This window comes from Microbacterium sp. SLBN-146, from assembly GCF_006715145.1.
Taxonomy (GTDB): Bacteria; Actinomycetota; Actinomycetes; order Actinomycetales; family Microbacteriaceae; genus Microbacterium.
This window is the reverse complement of sequence record NZ_VFMR01000001.1, coordinates 401,521-425,734: the sequence shown is the minus strand read 5'-3', so window position 1 is coordinate 425,734 and position 24,214 is coordinate 401,521. Positions and strand designations below refer to the sequence as shown.

Below are 24,214 nucleotides of genomic sequence, written 5' to 3'. Positions count from 1 at the left end.
ACACTGTCACATCACATGGAGGAAAAAAGGATGTTCGCATCTCACACAATAGGCGCAGGACGGCGCAGGCGCGCAGTCCTCGCCGCTGCCGGCCTCATCGCCGCGTCCGCCCTCGCCCTCACGGCGTGCTCCGGAGGGGAGCCCGCTGAGGAGACCGACGGCGACAGCGGCGAGCCCCAGGTTCTGACGGTCGCGTCGACGGCGCCGCCCGTCAGCCTCGACCCCTACCTGCAGAACGTCGACCCGCAGAACAACTGGTACATCAACCTCGCGTACGACGCGCTCATCCGCATCGACCCGGAAGGGAACCTCGAGCCGGATCTCGCCACCGAGTGGGAGTTCCTCGACGACGAGAACCGCGAGCTCGAGCTCACGATCCGCGACGACGTCACGTTCTCGGACGGCGAGGAGCTCACGGCCGAAGGCGTCGTGGCATCCCTCGAGTACGCGAAGGAGAACGGCGTCAACGCCGGGAGCTACTGGGGTTCGCTCGAGACGATCGAAGCGACCGGCGAGAACACCGTGAAGTTCACGAGCGCATCGCCCAACCCGTCGCTTCCGACGATGCTCAGCAACCGCGTGCTGCTCGGCTCGATCATCAGCCCCGCGGCGCTCGAAGACCCCGAGGTGCTCAAGAGCAACACCTACGGCGCCGGGCCGTACATCCTCGATTCCGAGCGCACGGTCGTCAACGACTCGTACTACTACACCCCGAACCCCGACTACTGGGCCCCCGAGAAGATCGCGTGGGACGAGGTCGTCATCAAGGTCGTCCCCAACGCGGCCGCAGCTCTCCAGGCCGTTCAGAACGGTGAGGCACAGCTCACGCGCGGTGACGCGGCGTCGTACGAGGCCGCCATCGGGACCGACCTCACGGTCGAGCTCGTCGACCTCGGTCTGTTCGGCATCAACTACCTCGACCGCGAGGGCGAGCTCGTCCCCGAACTGGCCAACCCCGAGGTGCGCAAGGCACTGAACTACGCCATCAACCGCGACGCGGTCACGACGGCGACGTTCGGTGAGACCGCGACGCCGGGCGGCATGCTCGCACTGCCCGGAACCCTCGGATACAACGAGGAGGTCGACAGCCTGTACGAGTACGACCCCGACCGCGCGCGGGAGATCCTGGAAGAAGAAGGCGTCACCAACCTGACGTTCGACGTGGCCGTGGACACCTCGAGCCCCACATCGCAGATCACCCTCGAGGCGATCGCCGCGAACTGGGCCGATGTCGGCGTGACGGCGAACCTCGTCGCTTACAGCGACCGTGGCCAGGCCGTGACCGACATCGTCGCGAAGAAGTTCCCCGTCGCGCTGTACGCCTACGGTCAGCTGACCGCCTACACGGTCATCAACAGCTTCTTCGGCCCGGCCAACCAGTTCAACCCCTGGGAGTCGACCGATCCCGAGCTGACGACGCTCATCGACGAGGCCTTCGCGGCGTCGCCCGATGACGCTCAGGACGCCGTCGAGGCGGTGTACCGCTACGCGTACGAAGACCTCGCGTGGCAGGGCGGCGTGCTCCACAGCGCCTACCCGTACATCTCGGACGGAGCCAAGATCACGGGCACCGCGCACGCTCCCCTGAGCGGCACGGCAGACATCGCCTGGTACGTCGTACCGGTCGAGTAGCCCTCTCAGCACCCGGGCCCGGCGCGACATCGCGCCGGGCCCGGGTCACCATCGTCGTGACCGCACTCCTCCCGGGGGATCCATGTACACCGTCCTCAGTACTCGTCGGCTGCTCTTCGACGCATCGCCCGAACGACTCGTCTCCCTGGGTGAGACCTACGGATTCGACGCCGTCGACGCGTTCGTCCCCTTCTTCCGGGATCCCGGAACGCGGGAGAGGTTCGTGCGCCTCGTCTCGGACGCCGGCCTGCGATTCGGGCTCGCGGGTCTTCCCGTACCGCTCGGCACGAAGACGAGCGACGACGAGTTCGAAGACCTCATCGGGATCGTCGAAGACCTCGCGCCCGCGCTCGCCGACGCGGGAGCGACGACGGTCTCGGCGTGGCTCGCCCCGGCCAACGATGAGCTTCCGTTCGAGGAGACGCTCGATCTGCATCGGCGAAGACTCGACGCGCTGGCTCCGCTCCTCCGCGCGAACGGACTGCGACTCGCCCTGGAGTACGTGGGTCCCGCGACCTGGCGCGCTCCCTACCGGTATCCGTTCATCAGCGACCTGGACGGAATGCGTTCCCTCATCGCCTCCCTCGACGATCCGGGATCGTTCGGTCTGCTCCTCGACACCTTCCACTGGTACACCGCGGGAGAGACGCTCGATCAGATCGCCGCCCTCGACCCCACCGAGATCCTCGCGGTCGATCTCAACGATGCGCCGCAGGGCGTCGATCGCGACGCGCAGCTCGACATGGAGCGCGCCCAGCCGGGGGCGACGGGCGTCATCGACGCTGACGGCTTCGTCGAGGTGCTGACCCGCATCGGATACACGGGCCCCGTGCAGAGCGAGCCCTTCAGCACCCACCTGCGCACGCAGCCCGAAGAGGAGCGCGTCGTCGACGCCCGCGCAGCGCTCACTCGCGTGGGAGTCCCGTCGTGACGGTGCGCATCGCCGTCGCGGGGTTCGTGCAGGAGACCCTCGCGCGGTCGCCGTTCCTCACCGACGCGTCGATGATCCAGATCCGCCGCGGCGACGAACTCTTCGCGACGACGAACTACCGGGGCACGATCGGAGCGCTCGATCGGCTGAAGGAAGACCCCGATGTCGAGACGGTGCCGCTGATCTTCGCGCGCGCGCTGTCGGGCGGGAGCGTCGATGCGGACGTCTATCGCGCCATCAAGGACGAGACCGTCGCGCTGTTGCGTGCGGCGGGCCCGTTCGACGGACTCGTGCTCCTCAATCACGGAGCCCTCGAGGTCGACGGCTTCGACGTCCACGGCGACACCGACTTCACCCTCGCCGTGCGCGAGGCCATCGGTCCTGGCGTCCCCATCGGTGTGCCGTTCGACATGCACGGGCAGCTGACCGGCGACATGCTCGCCGAACTGCAAGCGGTCACCGTTCTGCGGACCGCTCCGCACCGCGACCAGTACGACGCGGGCTACCGCGTGGCGGGTCATGTCGTGGATGCGGCTCTCGGCCGCACACGTCCTGTCCGGGCTTACGCTCACCTCCCGATGTTCATTCCCGGCGAGAAGTGCATGACGGACTACTCGCCCGCCCGCGAACTGTGGGGCGCACTCCCCTCCTATGACGAGCGCCCGGGCGTCATCGAGGCGAATATCCTGCTCGGCTTCGGCTGGAACGACAGACCGTGGGTGGGAACGCAGGCCGTCGTCGTGACGGACGGCGACGAAGAGCTCGCTCGAGAGGTCGCCGCTGAGATCGCGCGCGACGTGTGGAGTCGCCGCCACGAGTTCGCGCTGCGCATGGAGAACCTCGCGCTCGACGAAGGGCTCGCCGTCGCCGCCGCCGCGACCGAGCGTCCGACCTATGTGACGGACTCCGGTGACAACGTCTCGGCGGGGGCCGGGGGAGACCTCACGATCGTGCTTCAGCATGTCCTGGACCACCCCGAGCTCGACGACGTCGTCGTCACCGGCATCCTCGCTCCCCGGACGGTCGCACTGTGCCGCGCGGCCGGCGTCGGATCGACGGTGCGCATCGAGCTGGGTGCGGAGCATCTCGACGGCTCGGGGCCCCGTCGCGTCGTCGAGGCCGTCGTGGAAGCGGGAGGCGACGAGATCGTCATCCCGAACCCCGTCGCGGAGAGCTCGACCCCGACGCGATCGGAGGGAGCATGGGTGCGTCTGCGGATCGGGTCCGCTCTCGTCACGTTGCACGCCGTGCGGCTCTACATCGGTCAGCCCGGGATGCTCGAAGCCATGGGGATCGACCCCGTGGGCCACGCCGTCTACGTCATGAAGTTCGGCTACCTCCTTCCTCAGCTCGAGGACGTCGCGGCGCGCTTCATCCTCCTCCGCAGTCCCGGTCCGTCGGCGATGGACTTCGACGCACTGTCGTGGGAGCGCATCTCCCGGCCCGCCATCCCGATGGATCCCGACGCCGCGTGGGACGAGAAGGCGAACGTCCACAGCTTCCGGGACGGTCCCGCGTGACCGCCCCGAACCGCGGGCCTCGCGCAACACGGCGCTACACTGACACGGATCCGCTGGTCCTCTGCAGACCGCCAAGAGTGCGCTCGCCCCGATTCGAACGGATGCATCCATGACAACACCGCGCAACGGAGTTGCGGAACGTCAACCGAGCCTTCATGACATCGCTGCGGCGGCGGGGGTGTCCGTCTCGACCGTCTCGCGCTACCTCGCCGGTCAGCTCGCGCTCAAGCCCGCGACGGAGGCCCGCGTGCAGGAGGCGATCAGCCGCCTCGGCTACTCGCGGGCGCCCAAGTCGACGAAGGAGCGACGGACCCGCAACGGCGTCATCGGTCTCATCGTGCCGCAGGTGGGAAACACGTACTTCGGTCGCATCGCGGACGCCGTCGTGAAGGTCGCCGAGCGCCAGGGTTTGTCCGTGCTGATCTGCTCGACGCTGAGTCACGCGCGCAAGCAGCTGGACTACGTCGATCTCCTCGTGTCGCAGGACGTGTCGGGAATCATCTACGCGGGTCAGTACTCCAGCAACAGGTCGCTCGCCAATGTCATCGCGAACGGTCGCCCCGTCGTCGTGATCGATGAGGCCCTGACGACCGCGCCGCCCGTCGACTCGGTCCTCGTCGACGACTACGCGGGCGCCTATCAGGCGACGACGTACCTGACGAACCTCGGTCATCGCCGGATCGCCCTTGTCACGGGCCCGGCCGGCCTCCACTCGGTCCAGGAGCGCACGCGCGGGTACACCGACGCGTTGCGCAAGGCCGGGCTCGACGGCGACGATCAGCTGGTCCTGCGGGGCAGCTTCAACGAGGAGTTCGGCGTGTCCGTCATGTCGCATCTCCTCGCGGCCGAAGCTTCGCCGACCGCGGTTTTCGCAGCGAGCGACACGATCGCCCTCGGCATCCTCACCGCCGCGCGCTCCCTCGGAGTGCGGGTCCCGGAAGACCTCTCCGTCGTCGGATTCGATGACATCCCGGATGCCGCGGTCCTGACGCCCGCGTTGACGACATTGCGCACACCGGTCGATCGGATGGCGGGCGCGGCGGTCGAACTCCTGACCAATCGCATCGACGACCCGAGCCGTCCCGTGACGAATTCGATCATCGGTGTCGCCCTCATCGAGAGGGATTCCGCGGCGCCGCCCGCCTCCGCGCACTGATTCCACACAGCCGTTGCGTAAATTTTGACAACAGAGCAACATTGCGCAAAACTTGTACCAGTGCGACGCATCGTCGTACGGGGCCTCGCGGCCCCCGGGTGGGTACAGGAGGCCAAGGATGACGACGCAGGGATTCGAGCTCCGGGAGATCTCGCTGCCGCCCATCGGCCTGCCGCGCGACCTTCCTCGCGTGCCCGGCTCGACATACGAGGCGCGGATCGCAGCGACCGAGCGTGCGATGGCCGATCGGGGTCTCGCAGCCCTCGTCGTCTACGCCGACCGTGAGCACTTCGCGAACCTCGCGTACCTGACGGGGTTCGACCCCCGGTACGAAGAGGCCCTCCTCATCCTCGTTCCGGGGCGCACCCCGCGCCTCCTCGTCGGCAACGAGGACGTGGCCTACGCCGACATCATCGACTACGACATCGACGTCGTCCGCTTCTCGAAGTTGAGCCTCACGGGTCAGCCGGACCCCGATGACCTCGCGCTGGCCGACGTCCTGCGGGAGGCGGGCCTCTCGGACCTCGACACGATCGGCGTCGTGGGATGGAAGTGGTACGCCGGCGCCGGCACGGAGGGCTGGATCGACGTCCCCCACTACATCGTCGTGGAACTCGCGCGCACCGCACAGCGCGTCGTCAACGCAGCGGACATCTTCACCGGCTTCGACGGCGGACTGCGCTACCAGAACGAGGTCGACCAGATCGCCTACTTCGAGTTCGTCGGGGCGCACGGATCGCAGTCGATCATCAACCTCATCGACGGCATCCAGCCGGGGATGACCGAGCTCGAGGCCTCGCAGCTGCTGCGTCCGCTCATGCTGCCCTTCAACTACCACCCGACGATGCTCGGCGGTCCCAACACGCGCTTCGGTGTCGCGAGCGCGGGCAGCCGCGAACTGCAGGTCGGTGACCGCGTGGCATCCGGACTCGGCTACTGGGGAAGCAACACGGCGCGCGCGGGCTACCTCGTCGAGCACGCGGCGCAGCTCCCCGCAGACGCCGCAGGGTACGTCGACGACCTCGTGATCCCCTACTTCGCGACAGCCGCGGCGTGGTACGAGAACGTCCGCATCGGCATGACGGCGGGCGAGATGTACGACGTGACGTTCGACCGCATCGGCGACCCGTTCTTCGGCATCTTCCTCAATCCCGGTCACTTCATCCACCTCGACGAATGGCCCGGATCCCCGGTCGCGAAGGGGTCGGAGGTCGTCTTCCGGTCCGGCAACGCCATCCAGCTCGACATCATCCCGATGGTCTCGAGCTCCGCGCACCACACGTCGCAGATCGAAGACGGCGTCGTGCTCGCGGACGAGGAGCTCCGGGCCGAGCTCGCCGAGAAGTACCCCGGCGCGTGGCAGCGCATCCAGGCGCGTCGCGACATGCTGAAGACGACGTTCGGGATCGACCTCCACGACGAGGTTCTGCCGCTCTCCAACGCCGCCGGCTACCTGCCGCCGTACTGGCTCGCCCCGAACCTCGCGATCACCCGTGCGTGAGCATCGGATCGCGATCGCCGGTCTCCACAGCGAGCAGAGCACGTTCTCGCTGAGGACCGTCGACGAGAGCTTCTACGCGATCACGCGCGGAGACGAGATGCTCCCGCAGTACGACTTCGATGCGCGACTCGGCGACACGGTGACGGGCATCACGTGGGTTCCCACCGTCCGCGCGATGGGGGCCGCGAGCGGCCCGCTGCTGCCGGAGTCGTTCGACGCGATCCTCGCCGAGACGCGCGAGGCCCTCGTCGCCGGCCTGCCGTATGACGGCGTGTACCTCGAGATGCACGGCGCCGCCAACGTCCTCGGCAGGCAGCACGCCGAGGAGACGTACGTCGCGATGGTCCGCGAGGTCGTCGGTCCGGATGCCGTCATCTCGCTGTCGATGGACACGCACGGCAACTTCTCCGAAGAGCTCATGCGCCTCGTCGACCTCGCCGCGTGCCACCGCCACGCTCCCCACGTCGACAATCTGCTGACCCGCGACCGTGCCGTGACGAACCTCGTCGCCGTGCTCGATCGGGGGGAGAAGCCCGTCAAGGCGTGGGTGCGGGTGCCCGTCCTGCTGCCGGGCGAGCGGACGAGCACCGTCGTGGAGCCCGGACGCACGGTCTTCGCCGCGCTCGAGCCCCTCATCGCCGAGCACGGAGTCCTCGACGCGGCGCTCTGGGTGGGCTTCGCGTGGGCTGACGAGGACCGCAACGCCGCCGCCGTCCTCGTCACGGGATGGGATGCCGCGTCCGCCGCCGCCTGCGCGCGAGCGCTCGCCGAGGGCTACTGGAACGCGCGCGAGGACTTCGTGATCGTCGTCGACGATGTCGGCGACTGGGACGACGCGCTGGACTTCGTCTGCGGAGGCGCCGCCAGGCCCGTGTTCGTGAGCGACTCCGGCGACAACGTGCGAGCGGGCGGATCGGGCGACGTCACCTTCGCCCTCGACGCCACACGCCGCTCGGAGCGCATCCGTGAGAAGGGCATCCGCGCCCTGTTCGCGGGCCTCGTCGACGTCGACGCGTTCGAGGCCGCGACGGCGGCGGGCGTCGGCGGTGTGATCGACCGCCCGCTCGGTGCGCGCGTCGACGCGCGGTACGCGGGACCCGTCGCGGGGTCGTGGACCGTCGAGCGCTTCATCGAGGGTGCCTACGGCGAGGGGACGGCGGGCGTCCTCGTCCGCGACGGCCTCGTGTCCGTCGTCGTGCAGCGGAATGCGGCACCCTTCATCGCCCCGGACGACCCGTCGAGTCCCGCGCTGCGGTGGGAGGGGTGCATTCACCTCGACACGTCGGAGTACGACCTGGTCGTCGTGAAGAACGGGTACCAGTTCCCCAGTCAGCTCGCCGCTGCGGGGAGTTCGTTCATGGCGATCACGCCGGGCGGCACGGACCTCGACATGGACCGACTGACCTTCGAGCGCGTGTGGCGCCCCATCTATCCTCTCGACCGCGACACCGTCGCCGACCTCGAGCCGGTCGTCATCGAGGGGGCGACTCGCTAGCCGATGTCACTGATCGCGCGCGACGGTGGCAAGTCCACCCTCCTCATCTCGATCGGGGCCACTGTCGTCTCCGGGATCCCCGCCTTCCTCATCGGGGCGCTCTTCACCCAGATCAACGGCGACATCGGCATCCCGTCGTGGTCGCTCGGCGTCATCGTCGCCACCTACTGGGTGTTCGCGGCGTTGAGCTCCACCCCGTCGGGGAGGCTCACGGCGAACATCGGGAGCCGCAAGGTCATCATCCTGACGATCGTCGTGGCGATGCTGAGTCTCGTCGGTGCGGCGCTCGTCACCCCGAGTTGGCAGTGGTTCCTCGTGTGGGCGGCCGTCGGCGGCGTCGCGACGGGCCTCTGTCACCCGTCGACGAACCATCTCATCAACCTCCGTGTGTCGGGCGAACGGCGCGCGCTCGCCTACGGCGTCAAGCAGTCCGCCATCCCGCTCGCGTCGTTCCTCGCGGGGCTCGCGATCCCCGCCATCGCGCTGACGCTCGGCTGGCGATGGGCGTACGCCCTCGCCGCAGGGATCGCAGCGGTCGTCCTCGTGGTGTTCTTCCTCGTCGGTCCGCGTCGCCTTCCCAAGGGCACCGTGCGCAAGAACTCCAGCGCACCCCTCACGCGCGAGCAGCGCGTGTACTTCCTCACGCTCGCGTCCGTCACGACGCTCGGCGCGGGTTCGGCTGCGTGCGCGTCCACGTTCGGCGTCGTCTCGGCCATCGAACACGGCATGCATCCCGCCGTCGCCGGCGTGCTCTTCGCCGCAGCGAGTCTCACGGGCGCGTTCATGCGGATCGCGGTGGGAGCCCTCGAGCGTGGCGGCGGCAACACGATGCGCACGATCACGGTCATGCTCGCGGCGGGCCTCGTGGGTTCCGTTCTCATGGCCTTCACGCGCGAGTGGGCGTTCGGGATCGGCCTCGTCCTCGTGCTCGGCGTCGGGTGGGGATGGACGGGCCTCACGCACTATGTCGTGTCGAGCACGGCGGGGCGGGCCACCCCTGCCGCGACGGGCCTCGTGCAGACCGGGTCCTACCTCGGCTGCGCGATCCTCCCCATCGTCGGCGGCGCGCTCTTCGCCGTCTGGGGATCCACCCCCATCTGGTATCTGTCCGGCGTCGGATTCCTCGTCGCCACGACGCTCGCGATCGTCGTGTGGCGACGCGGAGCGCCGGCCGCCGTCTGAAGCGAAGGAGCTCATGCGATGACGTCGAAGGTCCTGTTCATCGGAGGCACGGGAACGATCTCGGCCGCCGCGACCACCGAGGCGGTCGCACGCGGTCTCGATCTCACGATCCTCACGCGGGGTGAGAGCACCCTGCGCCCCGCACCGGACGGCGTCCGCAGGCTGACGGCGGACGTGTCCGACGTGGCATCCCTCCGCGCGGCGGTCGGCGACGAGTCCTTCGATGTCGTCGTCGACTTCATCTCCTACTCGCCCGAGCACGCCCGTCGGGATGTGGAGGTCTTCGCGGGCCGCACGGGACATTACGTCTACATCAGCTCGGCATCCGTGTACGCGAAACCGCCGACCTTCTTGCCGATCACGGAGGCGGCTCCGCTCCGCAACCCGTTCTGGCAGTACTCGCGCGACAAGATCGCCAGTGAGCTCGTGCTCCAGGAGGCGTACCGCGACACCGGTTTCCCCGTCACGATCGTGCGTCCCTCGCATACGTACGATCAGACGCGGATTCCCGTGGCCGGCGGATGGACGACGATCGACCGCATGCGTCGCGGTGCGCCCGTCATCGTCCACGGCGACGGCTCGTCGCTCTGGACGCTGACCCACGCGCGCGACTTCGCCAAGGCCTTCGTCTCGATCCTCGGTGACACCCGCGCGATCGGGGCGGCGGTGCACATCACGGCCGACGAAGTGCTCACGTGGGACCAGATCACGACGATCATGGCGAAAGCAGCAGGCGTCCCCGCGCCGCGCATCGTCCACGTGTCGTCGGATGAGCTCGTACGCGCGATCCCCGCGCAGGAGGGGCTCCACCTCGGGGATCGGACGCACAGCCACGTCTTCGACAACTCCTTCATCCGCTTCCTCGTCCCCGGCTTCGTCGCGTCGACCGGATTCGATGCCGGCGCGCGCGAGATCATCGACTGGCACGACGCGGATCCGGCGCGTCGGATCGTCGAGCCCGAACTCGACGCCGTCTACGACCGTCTCGCGGAGCGGGCCCGATGAGCGGGCTGCGGTGGGGCATCCTCGGCACGGGGGGCATCGCCCACAAGCAGACGGCCGACCTGATCGGCAACGGGTTCACCGTCACGGCGGTCGGATCACGCTCGCGCGACTCGGCGCAGGCGTTCGCCGAGCAGCACGGGATCGCACGGGCGCACGACAGCTACGACGACCTCGTCGCGGACCCCGAGGTCGACATCGTCTACGTCGCCACCCCCGCGCACGTGCATCACGAGAACGGTCTGCTCGCGATCGCCGCGGGCAAGCACGTGCTGATGGAGAAGCCCTTCACCGTCGACGCGGCGCAGGCGCGCGAGCTCGTCGCGGCGGCCGACGCGGCGGACATCGTCCTGCTGGAAGCGCTGTGGACGCGCTTCCTCCCGCACATGGCGCGCGTGCGAGAGATCGTGCGAGACGGCATCCTCGGTGACATCCGCACGGTGATCGCCGAGAGCGGTCAGCGACTGCCGACGGATCCCGACTTCCGGCTCAATCGCGCCGACCTCGCGGGAGGATCGCTCCTCGACATCGGCCTCTACCCGATCTCCTTCGCGATCGATCTGCTCGGGACGCCGACCGCGGTCACCTCGACGTCGACGCTCGGTCCGACCGGGGTGGACACGCAGACGAGCGCGATCCTGTCCTTCACCTCCGGAGCCCACGCGATCTGCCATACGGCGATCGACGTCAAGGGTCCCAATCGTGCGGCCGTCCTCGGCACCGAGGCGAGGATCGAGCTCGAGGAGACGTTCTATGCGCCGACGTCGTTCCGTGTCATCCGCAACGACGGTGCCGTCATCGAACGCTGGACCAACGACGTGCGACCCCGCGGCATGCAGTATCAGGCGACCGAGCTCGAACGGCTCGTGACGGCGGGCGAGCGACGGAGTCCTCTCCTGCCGCTCGAGGAGTCCGTCGCGCTCATGGAGATCCTGGACGGCATCCGCCGCCAGAACGGCATCGTCCTCGCCGGTCGGTGAGGGGCAGGGACACGCGCATGCGCATCGGCATCACGGGATTCGGGGCGGAGTCGAGCACGTTCTCGACCTCCATCATGCGGGCCGACGACTTCTCGGTGCATCGCGGTCGGCGACAGCTCGACCTCTACGATCTGGCCGGGTGGTTCCCGGATGCCGATGACATCGAGTGGCTCCCGACCGTGCGGGCACACGGTGGCGCCGGAGGCCCCGTCGATCCGGACGCCTTCGACGCCTTCGCCGACGAGATCGTCGAGCGCCTCACGGCGATCGTGCCGCTCGAAGGCCTCTACATCGACCTGCACGGCGCCGCGCACATCGACGGTCGCGACGGAGCCGAAGAGGAGCTGCTGCGCCGGATCCGCGCCGTCGTGGGCGACGACACGGTCATCTCGATGTCGATGGACACCCACGGCAACTTCTCGCGCGAGCTCGCCGAGTCGGTCGATCTCGCGGTGTGCTTCCGGCATGCCCCGCACATCGATTCGGGCGAGATCCGCGAGCGCGCCGTCCGGAAGCTCGTCGACGTGCTGCGCGACGGCCGTCGCCCTCATCGGGCGTGGGTGCGCGTGCCCGTCCTCCTCCCCGGCGAGCGGACGTCCACCGTCGTCGAGCCCGGTCGCTCGGTGTTCGGCGGACTCATCCCCGCGATCGAGCGGCACGGCGTGGTCGATGCGAGCCTGTGGGTCGGGTTCGCGTGGGCGGACGAGGACCGCAACGCCGCCGCCGTCATGGTCACGGCGTACGAGGCGGATGCCGCTCTCGCCTGCGCTCGCGAGATCGCGCAGTCGTACTGGGATGCCCGCCACGGCTTCACGATCGTCGCGGAGAACCACGGCTCCTGGAGCGAGGCGCTCGACTTCGCGCTCGCCGGTGCTCCCGCTCCGCTGTTCATCAGCGACTCGGGAGACAACGTCACGGCGGGCTCCGCGGGGGACATCACGTACGCCCTGACGCAGACGCTCGATCGCCCGGACGTCGTGGCATCGGGTCGACGGTTCCTCTTCGCGGGGATCGTCGATCCCGCATCGGTCGACGCCGCCGTGACGGCGGGCGTCGGCGCGACGCTCGCGCGCGGCATCGGCGCGCTTCTCGACGACCGTTTCGCGGGCCCCGTCGAGCGCGAGTGGGTGGTGGAGCGCCTCGTCCCGGGGGTTGTCGAGGGCGAGGGAGTCGTCGGGGCCGTCCTCGCGGCGGGCGACATCCATGCGATGGTCCAGCGCGGTCGGTCCTACTTCATGGATCCGAAGGTGTTCGCGGCCGTGACATCGCGCAGCTCGCTGACGAACCACGCCTACATCCCGTCCGACGGCTACGACGTCGTCGTCGTCAAGGTGGGCTATCTCTTCCCCGGTCAGACCGACGAGGCGGCGAGCTGGTTCATGGCGCTGACCCCCGGCGGCACCGACCTCGACACAGACCGCCTCTCGTTCGACCGCGTGTGGCGTCCGATCTTTCCGCTCGACGACGGGTTCGAGCCCGACCTCGCACCCCTCCTCCTTCCTGCCCGCTGACCGAAAGGACCCTCATGCGTATCGCGATCGCCGGCGTATCCGGAGAATGCAGCACGTTCTCGCACGACATCATGCGCGAGCCGATCTTCGAGGTCCTCCGCGGCCCCGAGCTGCTCGAGCACTACCACTGGGATGAGCGCCTCGGCGACCTCGTCGCCGACGTCGAGTGGGTGCCGATCATGCGCGCCGCGACCGGCGCCGGCGGCCCCGTCGATCCGGAGTTCTACGACCGTGCGGAGTCGGAGATCCTCGAGGGTCTTGCGGCGGGGCTCCCGTACGACGGCGTCTATCTGGACATCCATGGCGCGCTCAACGTCTTGGGGCGCGAGCGGCTCGAGGAGCGGTTCGTGGGCCGGGTGCGCGAGCTCGTGGGGCCCGACACCGTCATCTCGGTGTCGATGGACCCGCACGGGAACTTCTCGCAGGAGCTCGCGGGCTACGTCGATCTCGCGGCGTGCTACCGGCACGCCCCCCACATCGACCGGCTGCAGACCCGCGATCGCGCGGTGACCCAGCTGGTCGAGACCATCCGCCGCGGCGTCAAGCCGAAGAAGGCCTGGGTCCGCGTCCCCGTGCTTCTTCCCGGCGAGCGCACGTCGACGGTGTTCGAACCGGCGACGTCGGTGTTCGGCGCGCTCATCCCGGCGATCGAGCAGTTCGGCATCCTCGATGTGAACCTGTGGTGCGGTTTCCCCTGGGCGGACGAGGATCGCAACGCCGCCGCCGTCTTCGCGACGGGCGACGACGCGGACGCGATCGTCCGCGCGGCCGAGCACATCGCGCGGGGATACTGGGACGCGCGGGCGGACTTCGGCATCACGAGCCCCCACTACGGCACGTGGGACGAGGCGCTCGACTTCGTCCTCTCGGGCGCGGCACGCCCCGTGTACCTCAGCGACGCGGGTGACAACGTGACCGCCGGGGGGTCGGGCGACATCACGGCGGCGCTCACGCGGACGCTCGAGCGCAGCGACGTGATCTCCTCCGGTGCGACCTTCCTCTTCGCCGGACTCGTCGACGAGCCGAGCCTCGACGTCATGATCGAGGCGGGCGTCGGCGCGACCGTGTCGCGCGCCATCGGTGCCGTCGTCGATGAGCGGTTCGCGCCGCCCGTGCCGGGCGTGTGGACGGTGGAGAAGCTCATCGACGGGATCTACGGCGAGGGCATCGTCGGTGCCGTCATCTCGTCGGGCACGATCTCGGTCAGCCTGCAGCGCTATCGCCAGCGGTTCGTGGGTGCGGCCGATCCGGCCACTCCCGCATTCGCGATGATCGGGCTGGCCTACACGGACGTCTCGCCCTACGACGTCGTGGTCGTCAAGAACGGCTACCTCTTCCCCAACCAGCGCGAGACCTCGGGGAGCGAGTTCATGGCCTTCACGCCGGGCGGCACGGACCTCGACTTCGACCGGCTGACGTTCGAGCGTGTGTGGCGACCGATCTTCCCGCTCGACAAGGACTTCGAGGCGGATCTCACGCCGATCGTGCTCTGACGCGTTCCCGATTCGAATACTGAACGTCATTCAGGATATGCTGAATGACGTTCAGTATTCGCGGGAGGGCGTCACGGTGTCGAGTCGGATCGAGCGGACGGCTCGCGGTCGCTTCGATCCGCAGACGACCGTCAGCGTGAGCTTCGGGCTCATGGCATCCCTCACGGCGATCATGTCGATGACGGCGTACAGCGTGGACTCCTTCCTCCCCGCGTTCCCGGTCGCCGCCGACGCCTTCGGAGTGCAGCCCAGCGCCCTCCAGCTCACCCTGAGCGCGTTCCTCATCGGCATCGCTGCGGGGCAGCTGGTCTTCGGGCCGCTGAGCGACCGGCTCGGGCGCCGCGGGCCGCTCATCGCGGGTGCGGCGGTGTGCGCGGCAGCCGCGATCGTGGCCGCGCTCGCCCCCGATGTGACGACCCTCATCATCGCCCGCTTCGTCCAGGGCTTCGCGGGGTCGTCCGGCACCGTCATCAGCCGCGCCATCATTCGAGATCGCACCGTCGGCGACGCGACCGCGCGGACGCTGGCGTCTCTCGCCGTCGGCGTCGGCGCCCTCAACGTCTTCTCCCCGATGATCGGGGGACTGCTCGTCCACTGGTTCGGGTGGCGAGGTCCTCTCTGGTTCCTCGCGGCGGTGGCCGTCGCCCTCCTCCTCGTCGTCGTGGCCGTCGTGCCCGAGACGCATCACCGGCATCACCGCGAGACGAGCAATCGATGGCTGGGGCTCCCCGGGATCGTCCGGCACCTGCGCAATCGCGTGTTCCTCGTCTATGTCGTCGTCCAGGCGGGGTCCTACGCGACCCTCATGGCCTACGTATCGGCCTCGCCCTTCGTCTACCAGGACCTCCTCGGCTTCGACGGAGCACAGTTCGGGCTCCTCTTCTCGGTGAACGCCGCCGCCGCGGTGACCGTCAACTTCGTCGCCAACAAGTGGCTGCGCCGATTGGGCGCGAAGCGGCTCGTCCTGCTCGGGCTCGGCCTGTCCTTCGCCGGGACGGGCGCCGTCGCGGTGCTCTGGACCGTGGACGCGCCGGTCCCGGCGATCGCCGTCGCGATCACGTGCGCGATGGCCCCGCTCGCGCTCAACGGGCCGAACCTCATCGGCCTCGCCCTGAACCGCGTGACGACGGCGACGGGCTCCGCGGCTGCGACGATCGGCTTCGTCCAGTTCTGCGCCGGATCGGCTGTCGCCCCGTTCGTCGGGATCTGGGGGACCACGTCCCTCCTGCCGATGTGCCTCACGATGATGGGTCTCGCCGCGGCATCCATCCTCGCCCTGCTGCTCTCCCGGCGGAGTGAGCGGGCGATCGCCGCCGCGGCGCGCGCTGCGGAGCGGCCGCTGTGAGCCACGGTGAGCCGGCTCCCCGAGGGTACGGTGGTGGCATGAGTGCGCGGGGCGAGTACGCGAAGGGCGTCCAGCGGCGGGAGGAGATCCTCGAGGCGGCCCTGACGGTCTTCGCCCGCTCCGGCTATCAGGGCACGTCGCTGCGCGAAGTGGCCGAAGTGACGGGCATGACACCGGCGGGCCTCCTCCACTACTTCGGCACCCGGGAAGCGATGCTCACGGAAGTCGTCCGGCGCAAGGAGGAGCTCGCACGCGCGACGGCCAACGGTGCGTCCGTCCTGCCGCGCATGGGGCGATCGCTCCGGATGAACGCCGACGTGCCGGGGCTCGTCCGGCTCCAGGCTGTGCTCGCGGCGCAGGCGGCCGACCCCGAGCATCCCGCCCACGAGTACTTCGTGGAGCGATACGGCGGCATCCGCGAGCGACTGGAAGCGGATCTTCGAGAGCGGATCGCCGCGCGCGGACTCGACCTCGACGCGACGAAGGTCGCCGCGATCCTGATCGCCGTCGCCGACGGAATCCAGCTGCAGTGGATGCTCGATCCTTCCATCGGGATGGCCGACCACTTCGACTACCTCCTCGCGGCGCTCGGCCTCGACGCCACGGACGACGACTCGTGACGGGCGCTCTCCAGGCGGTGCTGTTCGACATGGACGGCACGGTCGCCGACACGGAAGCGCTGTGGGTCTCTGCGAAGGCAGCCGTCGCGCACGCGCACGGCATCCCGTGGACGGAGGAGGACGCGCACTGGGCGATGGGCAAGCCCACCCCCGTCTACGCCGGTGAGTTCGTCCGGCGGGGCGCGCGTGGGTCGGTCGCCGAGCTCGCCGACGAGATCACGGCGCACGTCGCGGCGGCCGTCGCAGACGACGTCGTCTGGATGCCGGGCGCACGGCAGCTGCTGCGCGCGCTCGCCGAGGCGGAGATCCCGACCGCGCTCGTGACGATGGCCTATCGTCCCGTGGCGGAGGCGGTCGCACGAGCGACGGGCCTCCCGGTTTTCCAGGAGATCGTCGCGGGCGACGACGTCGTCCACTCGAAACCGCATCCCGAGCCGTATCTGACGGCGCTCCGACGGCTCGCCGAGCGGGGTGTCGATCCGGCCGGCTGCGTCGCCGTCGAGGACACCGTGACGGGTGCGACGAGCGCCGAGTCCGCCGGCATCCGGACGCTTCTCGTGCCCAGCCCGCACGACCGCTCCCTCGGCCTCGGCCCTGTCGCGGGCCGGACCATCCGCCCGTCACTCGTCGGGATCAGCCCCGCCGACCTCGCGGCGCTGGTCTAGGCGCCCCGCCCGAGGAAACGGGCCTCGGGGTTATCTCGGCGCGCCTCGCGTCGCGCTGGCGGGCCCCGCGTGCGTGCGGTAGACGCTGACGACGCCCTCGAGGTAGGTCGTGATCGTGTGCTGCTGCTCGGCCGTGAAGTTGTCGAGCTCGGCATCGATCTCGAAGATCATGGGCATGAGGACGGAGAGTGCACGCGCGCGTGACGTCGCCGTCGGAACGACCAGCACGCTCCGGCGATCGGTGGGGTGGTCTTCGCGCGTCACGTGACCGAGCTCGACGAGCCGGTCCACGACCTTCGTCGTGGATGCCGTGGAGATGCTCAATCGGCGGGACAGCTCACTCGGGCCGAGCGGTCCGGACATCAGCAGATGCTCCATCGCCTCGAGATCGGTGGGGTTGACGGAGAGCTCCTGACCGAGCCGCCGTTCGAAGTCGTCGCTGAGCTCGAGCAGCTCTCGGAGCAGGACGGTCGAGCGGCGCATCATGGGCACGGACGGGCCCCCGTCAGGGGGTTCGACCGTTCTCGTGGCATCCGCTGCGTCATCCACCTTCCATAGCATACAAGATTTGTGCTAGAAAGGCTCGTATCTAGATTAGCTAGACATAAGTCTTTCTAGGAATGAGGCAGTCGTGGCCGGTCTTCTGAGATTCATCACCTCCGCGAAGACATCGTGGATCGTTCTCGTGCTCGCCGCGATCGGCGTGGGCTCGCTGTTCGCGTTCGCCGGCGGCGACGGAACCGAGACGGCCCCGCCCGTCGGACTCCCCGATTCCGCGGAGTCGGTCCAGGTCGAGCAGCTGCTGGAAGACTTCCCGAGCGCTGACACGACGTCCGCCCTGCTCGTCTTCGCGGCGGAGGACGGCGAATTGACCGCCGACGACACCGCGGCGATCGACGCCAAGGTGTTCGGCGACCTGACGGAGTTCACCCCGGACGGGTTCGTCCCGCCCGCACAGGTCTCCGACGACGGCACCGTCGCGCTCGTCGTCGTTCCCCTCGACCCCGTCTCCGACGTCGAGCGTCAGGCGGAGCGGGCGCAGGAGATCCGGGATGCCGCCTCCGCCGACCTCGACGGCGTGCGGGTCTACCTCACGGGCGCGGAGGGGTTCGAGGTCGACGTCGCCGCCGTCTTCGCGGGTGCCGACGTCACGCTCCTCCTCGTGACGGTCATCGTCGTCGCCATCCTCCTTCTCGTCACCTACCGCAGCCCGTGGCTGTGGCTCGTGCCGCTCGTCGTCATCGGCGTCGCGGATGCCTCGGCCGGCGCCGTCGCGCGGCAGGTGGCCGCGGCCGCCGGCGTTCAGCTCGACGCGTCGACCACCGGCATCCTCTCGGTCCTCGTCTTCGGTGCCGGCACCAACTACGCGCTGTTGCTCATCGCGCGCTACCGCGACGAACTGAGGCTCCACGAAGACCGGCGCGAGGCGATGCGCCGGGCCGTGCGCGGCGCCGGACCGGCGATCATCGCGAGCGGATCGACCGTCGCGCTCGCCCTCGCGACGCTCCTGCTCGGCGAACTCGCCGGCAACCGCGCGCTCGGCCTCGCCTGCGCCGTCGGCATCATCGTGGCGATGGCCTTCGCTCTCCTCGTCCTCCCCGCCGCCCTCGTTCTCTTCGGACGCGGTCTCTTCTGGCCCTACGTTCCGCGGTTCGGTTCGCCGGATGCCATCTCCCGGAGCCCCTGGGGGAAGCTCGGCCTCGCGGTGTCGCGTCGTCCTGTCGTCGTCGCGATCGCGGGCTTCGCCGTGCTCGGCGCTCTCGCGAGCGGCCTCTTCTTCGTGCAGACGGGACTCTCGCAGAACGACCGGTTCCTGCAGAAGCCCGAAGCCGTTCAGGGTCAGGAGATCCTGGCCGACGCATTCTCCGCCGGCACGACGTCGCCCGCGATCGTCGTGGCGCCGATCGAGGATGCCGACGCTGTCGTGGCCGCACTGACCGACCTCGAGGGCATCGACTCGGCGACGATCAGCGAGGAATCCGACGACGTCGCGCGCATCGATGTGACGCTCTCCGCGAGTCCTGAGACGTCGGAGGCCTTCGCCGCCGTCGAGCTCATGCGCGACGAACTGGACGCGGTGGGATCCGGAGAGGCGCTCGTCGGCGGTCTCGATGCCCGGGCTCTCGACGTCTCCGACGCGCAGGCGAGGGATCAGGCGCTCATCATCCCGTTGATCCTCGTGCTCGTGCTCATCGTGCTGATCATCTTGCTGCGGGCGATCCTCGCGCCGGTCCTCCTTCTCGTGGCGGTCGTGGCGAGCTTCTTCTCCGCCGTCGGGGCGAGCTGGTGGCTCTTCCAGACGCCGCTCTTCGGGTTCCCCGCGATCGACGTGAACGTGCTCCTGTTCAGCTTCCTGTTCCTCGTCGCGCTCGGTGTGGACTACAGCATCTTCCTCGTGACGAGAGCGAAGGAGGAAGCGGAGCGGCTCGGCATCACGCAGGGCATGATCCGCGCGCTCGCCGCAACGGGTGCCGTCATCACGAGCGCCGGAATCCTTCTCGCCGCCGTCTTCGCCGTCCTCGGCGTCCTGCCCCTCATCACGCTGACGCAGATCGGCATCATCGTCTGCATCGGCGTGCTCATCGATACGCTCCTCGTTCGCACCGTGATCGTTCCGGCGATGGCGTTCATCGCGAAGGATCGTTTCTGGTGGCCGCGGAAGCCCGCAATGAGCGACGTCCGCGCACGTCGGCTCGGTGCCGACGCGCTCGCCGACCCCGCGAAATCGGTCGTCGTCGATGAGGCGGTCGAGGAGGTGCCGGTGGGACGCTGAGAGCCGCGCCCGTTCGCGTCGAGTGGCGGTCCTCCGTAGGATCGATCCCCATGCTCATCGCCGTCAGTACCGCCGTGCCCCTTCTCGTCGCCGGCGTGGTCTTCCTGTGGATCGCGTCGCGAGCGCGCCGACGGACGCTGCCGATGAACGCGTGGGTCGGCATCCGCACGACCTCCACGCTGCGATCCGATGCCGCCTGGCGGCGGGGTCACGCGGCCGCGGCCCTCCCTCTCGCGGTGGGGAGCGTGGGCCTCCTCGTCGCCGCGGGGGGAGCGGTGCTCGCGGGAGACGAGTCGGCGATCGTCGCGGCGCTGATCGGGTGCGCGTGGCTCGTGGCGTGGCTCATGGTCAGCTCCGCAGCGGCGGCCCAGGCAGCGAACGCCACGGGGGAGGACGCCGCCCCCCGCTGAGCGGGCGCCATGCGCTCAGCCGATCGCCGGCAGTTGGAAGAGCGCAGGTGCCTCGGCGAACGGCGAGATCTCGGTGGGGTTGGATGACCCGATGAAGGCCAGCGCAGCGGGGGGAGTGTCGTCCCACGTCACGATGAAGCATCCGTTCGACACCGCACCCTCGACGTTGCGCCCGTTGTTGGCGCTGAACGCGGCACCGGCGCGGCAGAAGTCGAGTGCTCCCACCGGGCTGTAGGCGGTGATCCCCGTGGAGCTTCCGTCGGCGAGCACGGGATCGAAGAGCTCGTTCCCGCCACCCGCGACGTACCCATCGGGGAACCCGGTCAGCAGCTGCACCGTGTAGGTCACGAGGCCCACCTCGCCGTCCGCGAGCGAGGGCTCGATCTCGACGAGAGCGGCGCGCTGCTCGTCGGTCACGGCGACGAGGTCGCCTGACGCGATCTGGATCGACGCGGGCAGGGTGTCGTCGATGTCGGAGGCCTTCCGTGCCGCGACATCGGTGATGGCCCACTGTCCCGCCTCGACCTGATCCCCCGGGGCCAGAGGGATGCCACCGGGATAGACCTCCTCGACGTAGACGGGCGCGGCCGGCGGCGTCGCGGCGTCTTCGGATGCTGCGGGCTCGGCGCTCGTGCTCGAGCAGCCCGCGAGCACGGCCAGGGATGACAGCGCGACGACGATCGTGAGTGGACGACGGGACACAAGACCTCCAGACAGCGAGAAGGGTCGCGCGCGCGACCCGGAGCATCCAGCCTACGTTCGCTCGGCGCGCCCCCTTTGCGCGCGACCGACTCCCGCCCGGGGGCGAGGGCCTCCCTCGCGCGCGACCGACGCCCGCCGAGACTGCAGCCTCCGGCCGAGACTGCACGTTGCGCCCGCAGCCTCGGCAGCGAGGTGCAGTCTCGCGACGGGGCGGCATAGGCTCGAGCGGATGGCATTCGGCAAGAGACGACGAGTGAAGCCCGGTGACGGGCATCCGCTTTCCCGATTCCGCTGGTGGCAGGCCTTCTCGCGGGCGCTCTTCCATGCGAGGCTGCGGGGTCCGAGTGGCACGGGGGAGACCTGGTCGGTCGATGTGCGGCTGTGGGGTGATTCCAACGGTGACGTCGTCGCGCAGCTCTATCAGGACGGGATCAACCGCGCGAAGTCGAAGCTCCCCGCATCGTTCGCGGTTCCCGGCGGGTCGATCGAGGTCGCCGCGAGCGGCTTCGGACTGAAGCGCTGCGACTACGTCGCCGACGATGGCACGGTCCGTCAGCTCACGCCCGACCCGCGATCCGCGGAAGGGCGACGAGCGCGCCTGGATCACGACCACCCCGGTATCAGTCGGGGGATTGGCGTGGCATCCGTTCTCATCCTCGTCGCGGGCCTCGTGCTCGGCGTGCCCCAGATCGTCGAGCAGGTCACGGCCATCCCGATCGTGGCCGAGAACATCGGCACCTTCGTGAGGCCCATCCACCTGCCGGCGTGGGCGAACGTCAGCCTGCTGGTGGCGACTCTCGTCGCGAGCACCGAGCGAGCCCTGCGCCTCCGCTACAACTGGCTGCTCGACGGCGGCCTCTTCGACGGCGAGCTCGACCCCTGACCTTGCGTCCACCGCCCCCGTCGACACACCGGGTTGTCGCCGAGCGACCCCGCTGCTTGACGCAAACGACGGGGTGACTCGGCGACAACCCGGGGTCTCGACAGGGGGCGGGGCGGGGTGGGTGGGTAGCACGGGGCGGGCGATCGCGCCATGGGGTCATGGAAACGTGCGGCGGTCCGTATCGTCCGTGACATGGACACCACTGGATCGGATGAATCGAACGTCGACGACATGACGGCCGACGAGAAGCGGCGCGACCAACTGCTCGCAGCCCCCGGCGCCGTCGAGAGCGACGCCGACCCGCGCATCGAGGTGAGCGAGCACGACGGCGTCACGCGCATCGACATCGCCGCCGACGCCCCTGTGCGTCCCGGCAATCCCTATGACGCTCCGACCGAAGGGGATCGCTCATGAGGGCACTGACATGGCAGGGCCGGCGTTCCGTGAGCGTCGAGACGGTTCCGGATCCGGTCATCCAAGAGCCGACGGATGCGATCGTGAAGATCACGTCGTCCGCGATCTGCGGCTCGGACCTCCATCTCTACGAGGTGTTCGGCCCGTTCTTGGATGCCGGTGACATCCTCGGCCACGAGCCGATGGGCGTCGTCGTCGAGGTCGGTTCCGCCGTGACGACGCTCAAGGTCGGCGACCGCGTCGTCGTTCCCTTCAACATCTCGTGCGGTCACTGCTTCATGTGCCGGAACGGCTTGCAGTCCCAGTGCGAGACGACGCAGGTCACCGAGTACGGCAGTGGCGCCTCGCTGTTCGGTTTCACGAAGCTGTACGGTCAAGTGCCCGGCGGGCAGGCTGAGTATCTCCGCGTCCCGCTCGCCGAGTACAACACCGTCATCGTCGGAAAGGACCTCCCCGACGAGCGGTACCTCTTCTTGAGCGACATCCTGCCGACGGCGTGGCAGGGCGTCGAGTACGCCAACGTTCCCGAGGGGGGAACGCTCGCCGTCATGGGTCTCGGCCCTGTCGGTCAGTTCGCCGCCCGCATCGGCGTGCAGCGCGGCTACCGTGTGCTGGCTGTCGATCCCGTCCCCGAACGCCGCGCGATGGCCGACCGGCATGGCGTCGACACCTACGACCTCACCGACTCCGTCGTCGCCGAGCTGCGCGATCTGACGGATGGGCGCGGCGTGGACTCCGTCGTCGACGCGGTGGGGCTGGAGGCGCACGGCAACCCGGGTGTCGCGCTCGCGCAGAACGCCATCGGGCTCCTCCCCGACGGGATTGCACGCAAGATCATGGACACGGCGGGCATGGACCGCCTCGCCGCTCTCTACGCCGGAATCGATGCCGTGCGCCGCGGTGGCACTGTCTCGGTGAGCGGTGTCTACGCGGGCGACGCCGACCTCCTGCCCATGAAGACGATGTTCGACAAGCAGTTGTCGTTGCGCATGGGACAGTGCAACGTGAAGCGCTGGACCGACGAACTCCTTCCGTTCGTCGAAGACCCTTCCGATCCGTTCGGAGTGATGGACCTCGTGACGCACAGCGTGCCGCTCGAGGACGCGCCCGCCCTGTACGAGACCTTTCAGAAGAAGGAGGATGGCTGCATCAAGGTCGTCTTGCGACCCTGATTACGAGCCGCACAGTCGGCGCTTCCCCGCGAGATGTAGCATGGCGCCACATCGAGGGGAAGGGGAGTCCACGAGATGGATCAGTCGGCAACCATCAGTGGGACGGAAAGCGCGAGAAATTCGAACGTTTCAGCGCTCGCTCCGCGGCAAAGTCTCAGAGAGCGCGTCGAGCAGGCGCTCGCGAGCGCGATCATCTCCGGCGAGATGGCGCCGGGGCAGCTGTACAGCGCCCCGGTGCTCGCCGAAGAATTCGCGGTGTCCGCGACGCCCGTGCGCGAAGCGATGATGAACCTCGAGAAACGCGGGTTCGTCAAGATCGTGCGGAACAAGGGTTTCCGCGTCACGCCCGTGAGCGATGAATCCTTGAAGGACATCGTCGATGTGCGGCTCATGCTCGAGCCGCCCGCCATGCGGCGGCTCGCCGGCCACGTGCCCGACGCGGAGATCCCGGCGCTGACCGAGCTCGCCGACCGGATCGTGACGGCGGCCGAGCGCGGCGACTTCACGACGTACCTGACGGCGGACACCGACTTCCATGCCGCGTTGACCACGCTGCTGGGCAACAACCGCCTGACGGCGCTCGTGAGCGAGCTCCGATCGCAGACGCGGCTCCCGGGACTGATCGGGCTGGTCGCGAGCGAGGAGCTCCGCGAGTCTGCTCGCGAGCATCACGAGCTCCTGCAGTTCCTCGTGCAGGGAGATGGGGATGCCGCGGAGCGGGTCATGCGCCGACACGTCGAGCACGTGCTCGGATGGTGGGCCGGACAGAGCGAAGCGCACGCGGTCGCAGGAACCTGATGTCCGTGCGGGAGCCATGTGACATAGTA

Annotated in this window: 22 protein-coding genes; 20 read left to right on the top strand and 2 right to left on the bottom strand. The window is 69.0% G+C overall.

Annotated features, from left to right (window positions below; all coding sequences use genetic code 11):
* Nucleotides 1-30 precede the first annotated feature (30 nt).
* The 14 genes from FBY39_RS01705 to FBY39_RS01640 all read left to right on the top strand — a co-directional run bounded on the left by FBY39_RS01705 (nt 31) and on the right by FBY39_RS01640 (nt 17,033).
* Nucleotides 31-1,632, top strand: a complete 1,602-nt coding sequence (locus FBY39_RS01705) for an ABC transporter substrate-binding protein (RefSeq protein ID WP_160132863.1) — start codon at nt 31-33, stop codon at nt 1,630-1,632.
* 82 nt (nt 1,633-1,714) lie between these two features.
* Nucleotides 1,715-2,563: a sugar phosphate isomerase/epimerase gene (locus tag FBY39_RS01700; RefSeq protein WP_141929947.1), complete on the top strand. Its 849-nt coding sequence runs from the start codon at nt 1,715-1,717 to the stop codon at nt 2,561-2,563.
* Entirely contained in the window at nt 2,560-4,083 is a 1,524-nt protein-coding gene (locus FBY39_RS01695) for a M81 family metallopeptidase (RefSeq protein ID WP_141929946.1), read from the top strand. The genes FBY39_RS01700 and FBY39_RS01695 overlap by 4 nt, the downstream gene beginning before the upstream one ends.
* Before the next feature lie 109 nt (nt 4,084-4,192).
* Nucleotides 4,193-5,239 (top strand): LacI family DNA-binding transcriptional regulator, encoded by a 1,047-nt coding sequence (locus FBY39_RS01690; RefSeq protein WP_141929945.1) that lies wholly within the window; start codon nt 4,193-4,195, stop codon nt 5,237-5,239.
* Between the two features lie 118 nt (nt 5,240-5,357).
* A complete protein-coding gene (locus FBY39_RS01685; RefSeq protein ID WP_141929944.1) occupies nt 5,358-6,740 on the top strand; it encodes an aminopeptidase P family N-terminal domain-containing protein in 1,383 nt (460 codons plus the stop codon).
* Entirely contained in the window at nt 6,733-8,235 is a 1,503-nt protein-coding gene (locus FBY39_RS01680) for a M81 family metallopeptidase (RefSeq protein WP_141929943.1), read from the top strand. The genes FBY39_RS01685 and FBY39_RS01680 overlap by 8 nt, the downstream gene beginning before the upstream one ends.
* Nucleotides 8,236-8,238: 3 nt before the next feature.
* A complete protein-coding gene (locus tag FBY39_RS01675) occupies nt 8,239-9,417 on the top strand; it encodes a nitrate/nitrite transporter (RefSeq protein ID WP_141929942.1) in 1,179 nt (392 codons plus the stop codon).
* Between the two features lie 18 nt (nt 9,418-9,435).
* Entirely contained in the window at nt 9,436-10,422 is a 987-nt protein-coding gene (locus tag FBY39_RS01670; protein WP_141929941.1) for an NAD-dependent epimerase/dehydratase family protein, read from the top strand.
* Nucleotides 10,419-11,399 carry a Gfo/Idh/MocA family protein gene (locus tag FBY39_RS01665; protein WP_141929940.1) on the top strand — a complete coding sequence of 327 codons (981 nt, stop codon included), beginning with the start codon at nt 10,419-10,421 and terminating at the stop codon, nt 11,397-11,399. Before FBY39_RS01670 ends, FBY39_RS01665 begins: the two co-directional genes overlap by 4 nt.
* Before the next feature lie 17 nt (nt 11,400-11,416).
* On the top strand, nt 11,417-12,910 hold the full coding sequence (locus FBY39_RS01660; protein ID WP_141929939.1) for a M81 family metallopeptidase: 1,494 nt from the start codon (nt 11,417-11,419) through the stop codon (nt 12,908-12,910).
* A gap of 14 nt (nt 12,911-12,924) precedes the next feature.
* Complete coding sequence (locus FBY39_RS01655) at nt 12,925-14,403, top strand: M81 family metallopeptidase (RefSeq protein ID WP_141929938.1); 1,479 nt, start codon at nt 12,925-12,927, stop codon at nt 14,401-14,403.
* 37 nt (nt 14,404-14,440) lie between these two features.
* Nucleotides 14,441-15,748 (top strand): multidrug effflux MFS transporter, encoded by a 1,308-nt coding sequence (locus FBY39_RS01650; protein ID WP_141929937.1) that lies wholly within the window; start codon nt 14,441-14,443, stop codon nt 15,746-15,748.
* A 38-nt stretch (nt 15,749-15,786) separates the two neighbouring features.
* Entirely contained in the window at nt 15,787-16,368 is a 582-nt protein-coding gene (locus FBY39_RS01645) for a TetR/AcrR family transcriptional regulator (RefSeq protein ID WP_141929936.1), read from the top strand.
* On the top strand, nt 16,365-17,033 hold the full coding sequence (locus tag FBY39_RS01640; protein WP_141929935.1) for an HAD family phosphatase: 669 nt from the start codon (nt 16,365-16,367) through the stop codon (nt 17,031-17,033). The genes FBY39_RS01645 and FBY39_RS01640 overlap by 4 nt, the downstream gene beginning before the upstream one ends.
* A gap of 30 nt (nt 17,034-17,063) precedes the next feature.
* Here the strand turns inward: FBY39_RS01640 and FBY39_RS01635 are convergent, their stop codons facing one another.
* Nucleotides 17,064-17,582, bottom strand: a complete 519-nt coding sequence (locus tag FBY39_RS01635) for a MarR family winged helix-turn-helix transcriptional regulator (RefSeq protein WP_260837393.1) — start codon at nt 17,580-17,582, stop codon at nt 17,064-17,066.
* Between the two features lie 82 nt (nt 17,583-17,664).
* On the opposite strand from FBY39_RS01635, the gene FBY39_RS01630 reads away from it, so the two are divergent.
* A complete protein-coding gene (locus FBY39_RS01630) occupies nt 17,665-19,806 on the top strand; it encodes an MMPL family transporter (protein WP_141929934.1) in 2,142 nt (713 codons plus the stop codon).
* A gap of 50 nt (nt 19,807-19,856) precedes the next feature.
* Nucleotides 19,857-20,216 (top strand): SdpI family protein, encoded by a 360-nt coding sequence (locus FBY39_RS01625; RefSeq protein ID WP_141929933.1) that lies wholly within the window; start codon nt 19,857-19,859, stop codon nt 20,214-20,216.
* A 15-nt stretch (nt 20,217-20,231) separates the two neighbouring features.
* Here the strand turns inward: FBY39_RS01625 and FBY39_RS01620 are convergent, their stop codons facing one another.
* A complete protein-coding gene (locus tag FBY39_RS01620; RefSeq protein ID WP_141929932.1) occupies nt 20,232-20,918 on the bottom strand; it encodes a hypothetical protein in 687 nt (228 codons plus the stop codon).
* A gap of 229 nt (nt 20,919-21,147) precedes the next feature.
* On the opposite strand from FBY39_RS01620, the gene FBY39_RS01615 reads away from it, so the two are divergent.
* The 4 genes from FBY39_RS01615 (at nt 21,148) to FBY39_RS01600 (ending at nt 24,185) form a co-directional block, all read left to right on the top strand.
* Nucleotides 21,148-21,801, top strand: coding sequence for a hypothetical protein (locus FBY39_RS01615; protein ID WP_141929931.1), 654 nt, complete (start codon nt 21,148-21,150; stop codon nt 21,799-21,801).
* Nucleotides 21,802-21,993: 192 nt separating this feature from the next.
* A complete protein-coding gene (locus tag FBY39_RS01610; protein WP_141929930.1) occupies nt 21,994-22,215 on the top strand; it encodes a hypothetical protein in 222 nt (73 codons plus the stop codon).
* Nucleotides 22,212-23,387, top strand: a complete 1,176-nt coding sequence (locus FBY39_RS01605) for a zinc-dependent alcohol dehydrogenase (protein WP_141929929.1) — start codon at nt 22,212-22,214, stop codon at nt 23,385-23,387. Before FBY39_RS01610 ends, FBY39_RS01605 begins: the two co-directional genes overlap by 4 nt.
* 75 nt (nt 23,388-23,462) lie before the next feature.
* Nucleotides 23,463-24,185 (top strand): GntR family transcriptional regulator, encoded by a 723-nt coding sequence (locus tag FBY39_RS01600; RefSeq protein WP_141929928.1) that lies wholly within the window; start codon nt 23,463-23,465, stop codon nt 24,183-24,185.
* Nucleotides 24,186-24,214: the final 29 nt, after the last annotated feature.

Coding starts and splice junctions, on each gene's coding strand:
- FBY39_RS01615 (WP_141929931.1), top strand. CDS start 21,148: ATGGCATTCGGCAAGAGACGACGAGTGAAGCCCGGTGACGGGCATCCG.
- FBY39_RS01600 (WP_141929928.1), top strand. CDS start 23,463: ATGGATCAGTCGGCAACCATCAGTGGGACGGAAAGCGCGAGAAATTCG.
- FBY39_RS01645 (WP_141929936.1), top strand. CDS start 15,787: ATGAGTGCGCGGGGCGAGTACGCGAAGGGCGTCCAGCGGCGGGAGGAG.
- FBY39_RS01705 (WP_160132863.1), top strand. CDS start 31: ATGTTCGCATCTCACACAATAGGCGCAGGACGGCGCAGGCGCGCAGTC.
- FBY39_RS01685 (WP_141929944.1), top strand. CDS start 5,358: ATGACGACGCAGGGATTCGAGCTCCGGGAGATCTCGCTGCCGCCCATC.
- FBY39_RS01625 (WP_141929933.1), top strand. CDS start 19,857: ATGCTCATCGCCGTCAGTACCGCCGTGCCCCTTCTCGTCGCCGGCGTG.
- FBY39_RS01665 (WP_141929940.1), top strand. CDS start 10,419: ATGAGCGGGCTGCGGTGGGGCATCCTCGGCACGGGGGGCATCGCCCAC.
- FBY39_RS01610 (WP_141929930.1), top strand. CDS start 21,994: ATGGACACCACTGGATCGGATGAATCGAACGTCGACGACATGACGGCC.
- FBY39_RS01650 (WP_141929937.1), top strand. CDS start 14,441: ATGCTGAATGACGTTCAGTATTCGCGGGAGGGCGTCACGGTGTCGAGT.
- FBY39_RS01655 (WP_141929938.1), top strand. CDS start 12,925: ATGCGTATCGCGATCGCCGGCGTATCCGGAGAATGCAGCACGTTCTCG.
- FBY39_RS01675 (WP_141929942.1), top strand. CDS start 8,239: ATGTCACTGATCGCGCGCGACGGTGGCAAGTCCACCCTCCTCATCTCG.
- FBY39_RS01670 (WP_141929941.1), top strand. CDS start 9,436: ATGACGTCGAAGGTCCTGTTCATCGGAGGCACGGGAACGATCTCGGCC.
- FBY39_RS01700 (WP_141929947.1), top strand. CDS start 1,715: ATGTACACCGTCCTCAGTACTCGTCGGCTGCTCTTCGACGCATCGCCC.
- FBY39_RS01690 (WP_141929945.1), top strand. CDS start 4,193: ATGACAACACCGCGCAACGGAGTTGCGGAACGTCAACCGAGCCTTCAT.
- FBY39_RS01660 (WP_141929939.1), top strand. CDS start 11,417: ATGCGCATCGGCATCACGGGATTCGGGGCGGAGTCGAGCACGTTCTCG.
- FBY39_RS01605 (WP_141929929.1), top strand. CDS start 22,212: ATGAGGGCACTGACATGGCAGGGCCGGCGTTCCGTGAGCGTCGAGACG.